The organism is Gilliamella sp. N-G2 (assembly GCF_002142215.1).
Taxonomy (GTDB): domain Bacteria; phylum Pseudomonadota; class Gammaproteobacteria; order Enterobacterales; family Orbaceae; genus Gilliamella.
Window position 1 is genome coordinate 1 of sequence record NZ_NAST01000050.1, and the last position, 4547, is coordinate 4547.

A 4547-nucleotide genomic window follows, 5' to 3' on the forward strand; every position below is an offset into this window, starting at 1 on the left:
GGTTACAGTGATGAAGAAGCTAAAGTAATGGCTGGTAGAACCATTGGAATAATGATGATGATTAATGGTTTTGAAGGGCATTTTACTTTACCTATAATAAATAGAGCATTAAAAGGAAGTAAATTATTAACGGCCAATAAAAGTAAAACTAGTAATATAACGGGAAAATTAGATAAAGATTATTTTGAATCAGTATATGGAAAAGAAAATGTTCAACAAGGTGGTGGAAATTATAAAGAAACAAAGGATAATATAAATAATAATCAGGCAGCAAATCAACAGGCTAATAAAAATAGTAATTTTGATGAGCATGTAGTAAATGAGAAAGGCTTGGGGAATGCCGGAAAGGGGACTGATGGTGTTTCAACTCAGACAGGAACTGTTGTATATAGTCCTAATGTCAGCCAACAGAAACAAATGAGACATATTCAAGGTACAGCTCCAGCAAATAAAAGCTATTTAAACTCCCTTGATGATGCTCAAAAAGTATTGGATGCTTATAACTCAGGGAATTATAGACTTATAAGCGAAAATGCTAAACAAAGTACGGTTGTTATTGAGGTAAAAGGAGTTACAGGAAGATATATTAATACTGGAAACCCTAATGGTCTCCCTGATGTTAATAAACCAACAAACATATTTATGATTCAATCAAGCGGATCGCCGAAGATTGTACCCGTGAATCCAAATAAAGGATGGCAATAAAATGAATGATGTACAGTTATTACTATCTGCACAAAGAGCTATGTTATTTAATATATCGCCTAAATTTAGAATGATATCTATAGACGTCGATCGTGCTGGGGTGCTACAAGTGCTGGTTATTATTTCAAGTGAAGTCGATGAAGAAGAAAAAGATCTTATGTACTCATTCGCAGGGGAAATAGAAGGCGATTACTCAGAAATATTATCAACAAATGTAGAATTTCTTGTCAATTGTGATGATATTAATCTTATTCCTCGATTACCTAAAATAGTATTTTCACTTTATCAGTAAGCAAAAATCCCCACCTAACCGTGGGGATTTTATTTTACCTTTTAGCTCAGCCCCTCAATCCCTCAACCCTGATAATCAACACCCCTTGCTGCGCATCGATGATGACAGGCTGACAGGTAGTAAAGCCGAAGGCTTCCAGCCAGTGGCCTTTAGTGTCAGTTGTGGTCTGGGGTTGGGTTGCCCGCCGTTGATGCTATAACCAACTGAGAAAAGCAGATCAAACCGTGGCAAACGCCGTAAATGCGATCATTAACGGCCAAGCATGGGATGCAATTAAAGATAATTTTGTTAAAGCTGCTAATGGTGATCAGATAGCCCTTGAGAATTCAGCGGCATTGTTAATTGGTATAATTACAGCGTCTAAAGGATTTGGTGATTATAAAGAAACAAAGGATAATATAAATAATAATCAGGCAGCAAATACCATTATTACCATATAGATGTAAAACCTGATAATTTAACTTGGAATCAAGCTAAAAGACAAAATGCAATTCAGAAAATAAAACCTGAAGATTATAAGCCAGGACATGGGACAGGATTTTTACCAAATGAGAGACATCCAGGAAAATAGTTATGCAGCTTAATGAATTACAAATATCAGATGGAAAAATATTAAGGTTCACTTCTGATCTACAAGGTTTAAATGTAGTATTTCAGGATTGGAAAGAACAAAAGTGGTCATTGTTGTTTTATGAGGTACTTGCTATCCAATCATTTAGTGTTGAGGGTGAGGAATTATCGCATTTAACGATTTCTAAAGATGATGCGTTTAAAACCATGACTCTAGACTATTTTTCAGATGAAGATCCTAAAAATTTTAATTGTTACAGTTTTAGTGGTGTTTGGAATAATAATGTAATATTCAAAATTGTTGCTAAAGATCATTATGTAATAGAAGCAATTAATGAATAGATATGGCTTAAAAATTTAGGATCCTAACCTAAAAACTAGGATCCTTTTATTATTTTCTAGATCTGTATAGCAAGCCTGATAATCATTTGGTCTTGTTCAACTTTAACCAATACAACCTGACCTGCATAAAAGCCTTATCGGCTAAAAGCAGAGGATTCTAAAAGTATTATTTATTATTACGAAAAAAGTAACATATTTAAAAATAAAGATTATAGAATCATTTCGATAAAGGTGGTAAGTCTATAATTGATTGGATTTTAGATAAATAATACTAAAAAGGAGAGTTAATATGTCTAGCATTGTTTATGGCTATATAGAACCAATATTAAGTCAGAATAAATTAAAAAGCTCTTCTGACTATATAAAAAATAGCAAATTGGGAATAGAAAAAATCTCCAAAGATTGGTTAGTTCATTACCCTGACTATTTAATTCCCAATGATAATATATTTACTTTTTTAATTGGCGATGCTCCCAATTATCCTAATTCTACTTATTTAACAGATTATGGTGAATATGCACCAGATGCTGATATTGGTTTCCCTACAGACCCTAAAGAGCGTTTAGATATTCTTATTAATACATTAATTGACATGATCAATATTACAAATACGTCAAAAATGGTTGTCTCAATAACTCAGTGCAATCAAATAGAAACCATAAAAAAATAAAGTTTGCTGAAATGCGAGACGTTATTCATGCTGATTTTGCAAAATATCAAAATCTACCTAATACACTTTATGAAATCATCTGTGAATAAAATTATAATTAAATTTTTAAGCACTTGATAATTTAGCTTGTTATAAAATATAAAGCAGTTTATCAACTTGAGTGAAAAATTTTCAAAAGTCTACTTAGAAAGATCTGCTATCAAATGGGCACCTTTTTCATCATAGCGTTAAAATAATCATGAGACGGTATATACTTTTCAATTATTTTTACAAAAAATATAGATCAAAATAAATTCTTAACTTATGAAGCATGGTTTGAACTATATCGCTAAGCGTTAATTTTTAAATTCCAATTATGATAATTAATTGTATAACTGGATGATGTGTTTAACTTAATCTAGGCAAGTCTATTAAAATTAGGTTAATTTATTTTTTAAGTAGGCTTGGTTTTAGTTTGTTTTGGCGTAATATAAGGATTAAATTTTATTTAATTAATGGCAATAGCTAGCAAATTTGTTTTATTTAAAGAATAATCTGATTTTGCTTTTTGTTGGCATTGATAGTTTACCGATAAATGATTAAATAACCAAAAGGGGTTAATGATGAAATTAATAGTTGATAATATGAGTTGCCAACATTGTGTTAAAACCATTACTAAAGCAATTAATGATATTGATCCTAAAGCGAAAGTTACCGTTGATTTAGCTAAGCATGAAGTTGATATTGACGGAGGTACTATCTCGCAAGAAGCGGCAATTGCGGCAATTAATGAAGCGGGATTTGAGTTTGTCGGTATTGCTTATTAACAGTATTTAGAGTTATTAAATTTTAGACGATTATGATCGTCCTCTAAACCTTAGAGAGTATTTTTATCAAATCATCTATTAACAGTTTTTGTATACTTCATCGACTTGGATTGTTGATGAAGTATATCTATGTATCAATTTAGTATATCCTTCATCTAAAAAACATTTGCTCGCTTTTCGTATTTATAAAAAGTGAATTTAGATTAATATTTATAGCTTATAAAAAAACTATTACCAAACATTTTAGTATTAAGTGGCTCATCAAAATTTAGCTAGATCACAGTTATATTTAAGCAACAATTAATCAAAATCTTTATCAAGTTCATTTTCGTTAATACAAAAATTCATTTCTTTTTGAGAACATTGACGGGAAATTTTAAAAGATTGTCCTTGAACACCTCTAAAAGACTCATATTCTTTATAAGTACAGGTTGAATTCGTTAAAGTATAGTTGCTGTTTTCTGCTTTGAATCGATAAGTTTCATTTAAAATAACTGCAGAATAGTTATTTATTTCGCAAACTTTTTTCCTTTTTGCTATTTTTTTGCTGGGATCAAAATCGATGTAACGACCATCTAAATTGAGATAAATAAACTCTTTTTTCTTCTCATCATAAGAATAGTAACGATAAATGATAGGTCCATCTTCCATATCATCAACGGCTCTGGCTATATAAAAATCATTATAATTACCATCAAAATTGTAGTCTATTTCTATGCCATTGTGATCAAAAAAATCTGGTGCAAAACGATAGCTATCATCTATATGGTTAACCGCACCTACTGAATATTCTCCTAAAAAGTCAAATCCTTGCAAATTATCTATAGTTTGAAATAATTGGTCATTTTTTTTACTATAAATATTTAAACCTGTTGGTTTCAATCCTTGACCTTTTTTATAGGAAAGTATCATTTTAAAGTAAAAATCAACTGTCGATCTTTTTTGTAATAACTCTATATTGTTAATTTCTTCATTCTCAATAAGAATATCGAGATCACCGCCATCTTTAAAATTCAATTCAACATCATATTTATCAATGTTCGCCTTAAAAACATCTAAGTCAATTGCTAAAACTAAACAAGGGAAAAACAAAATAACAGAGATAAGATATTTTATATAAATCATATTATAACCAACTAATTCCATTTAATGTTTCTTCCCA

7 protein-coding genes and 1 pseudogene are annotated in these 4547 nt (G+C 30.4%); 6 read left to right on the forward strand and 2 right to left on the reverse strand.

Annotated elements, in window-relative coordinates; translation table 11 throughout:
• Positions 1–705 (forward strand): polymorphic toxin type 50 domain-containing protein (locus tag B6C99_RS12685; protein ID WP_216819492.1); only part of this gene is annotated, 705 nt, incomplete at its 5' end.
• 1 nt (position 706) lies between these two features.
• Entirely contained in the window at positions 707–997 is a 291-nt protein-coding gene (locus B6C99_RS12690) for a hypothetical protein (protein WP_086360160.1), read from the forward strand.
• Positions 998–1043: 46 nt separating this feature from the next.
• Here the strand turns inward: B6C99_RS12690 and B6C99_RS13805 are convergent.
• A pseudogene (locus B6C99_RS13805) lies at positions 1044–1163 on the reverse strand (SymE family type I addiction module toxin); the annotation flags it as partial.
• A gap of 58 nt (positions 1164–1221) precedes the next feature.
• On the opposite strand from B6C99_RS13805, the gene B6C99_RS12700 reads away from it, so the two are divergent.
• The 4 genes from B6C99_RS12700 (at position 1222) to B6C99_RS12715 (ending at position 3385) form a co-directional block, all read left to right on the forward strand.
• Positions 1222–1437, forward strand: a complete 216-nt coding sequence (locus B6C99_RS12700; protein WP_086360161.1) for a hypothetical protein — start codon at positions 1222–1224, stop codon at positions 1435–1437.
• 133 nt (positions 1438–1570) lie between these two features.
• Positions 1571–1909 carry a hypothetical protein gene (locus tag B6C99_RS12705; RefSeq protein ID WP_086360162.1) on the forward strand — a complete coding sequence of 113 codons (339 nt, stop codon included), beginning with the start codon at positions 1571–1573 and terminating at the stop codon, positions 1907–1909.
• A gap of 289 nt (positions 1910–2198) precedes the next feature.
• Positions 2199–2579 carry a hypothetical protein gene (locus B6C99_RS13280; RefSeq protein ID WP_086360163.1) on the forward strand — a complete coding sequence of 127 codons (381 nt, stop codon included), beginning with the start codon at positions 2199–2201 and terminating at the stop codon, positions 2577–2579.
• 602 nt (positions 2580–3181) lie between these two features.
• Positions 3182–3385: a heavy-metal-associated domain-containing protein gene (locus tag B6C99_RS12715; RefSeq protein WP_198197801.1), complete on the forward strand. Its 204-nt coding sequence runs from the start codon at positions 3182–3184 to the stop codon at positions 3383–3385.
• A gap of 300 nt (positions 3386–3685) precedes the next feature.
• Here B6C99_RS12715 and B6C99_RS12720 read toward each other — a convergent pair whose 3' ends face one another.
• The gene (locus B6C99_RS12720) at positions 3686–4531 is read right to left on the reverse strand and encodes a hypothetical protein (protein ID WP_086360164.1); all 846 of its coding nucleotides are present in this window, start codon (positions 4529–4531) and stop codon (positions 3686–3688) included.
• Between the last annotated feature and the right edge of the window lie 16 nt (positions 4532–4547).

Coding starts and splice junctions, on each gene's coding strand:
- B6C99_RS12715 (WP_198197801.1), top strand. CDS start 3,182: ATGAAATTAATAGTTGATAATATGAGTTGCCAACATTGTGTTAAAACC.
- B6C99_RS13280 (WP_086360163.1), top strand. CDS start 2,199: ATGTCTAGCATTGTTTATGGCTATATAGAACCAATATTAAGTCAGAAT.
- B6C99_RS12690 (WP_086360160.1), top strand. CDS start 707: ATGAATGATGTACAGTTATTACTATCTGCACAAAGAGCTATGTTATTT.
- B6C99_RS12705 (WP_086360162.1), top strand. CDS start 1,571: ATGCAGCTTAATGAATTACAAATATCAGATGGAAAAATATTAAGGTTC.
- B6C99_RS12720 (WP_086360164.1), bottom strand. CDS start 4,531: ATGGAATTAGTTGGTTATAATATGATTTATATAAAATATCTTATCTCT.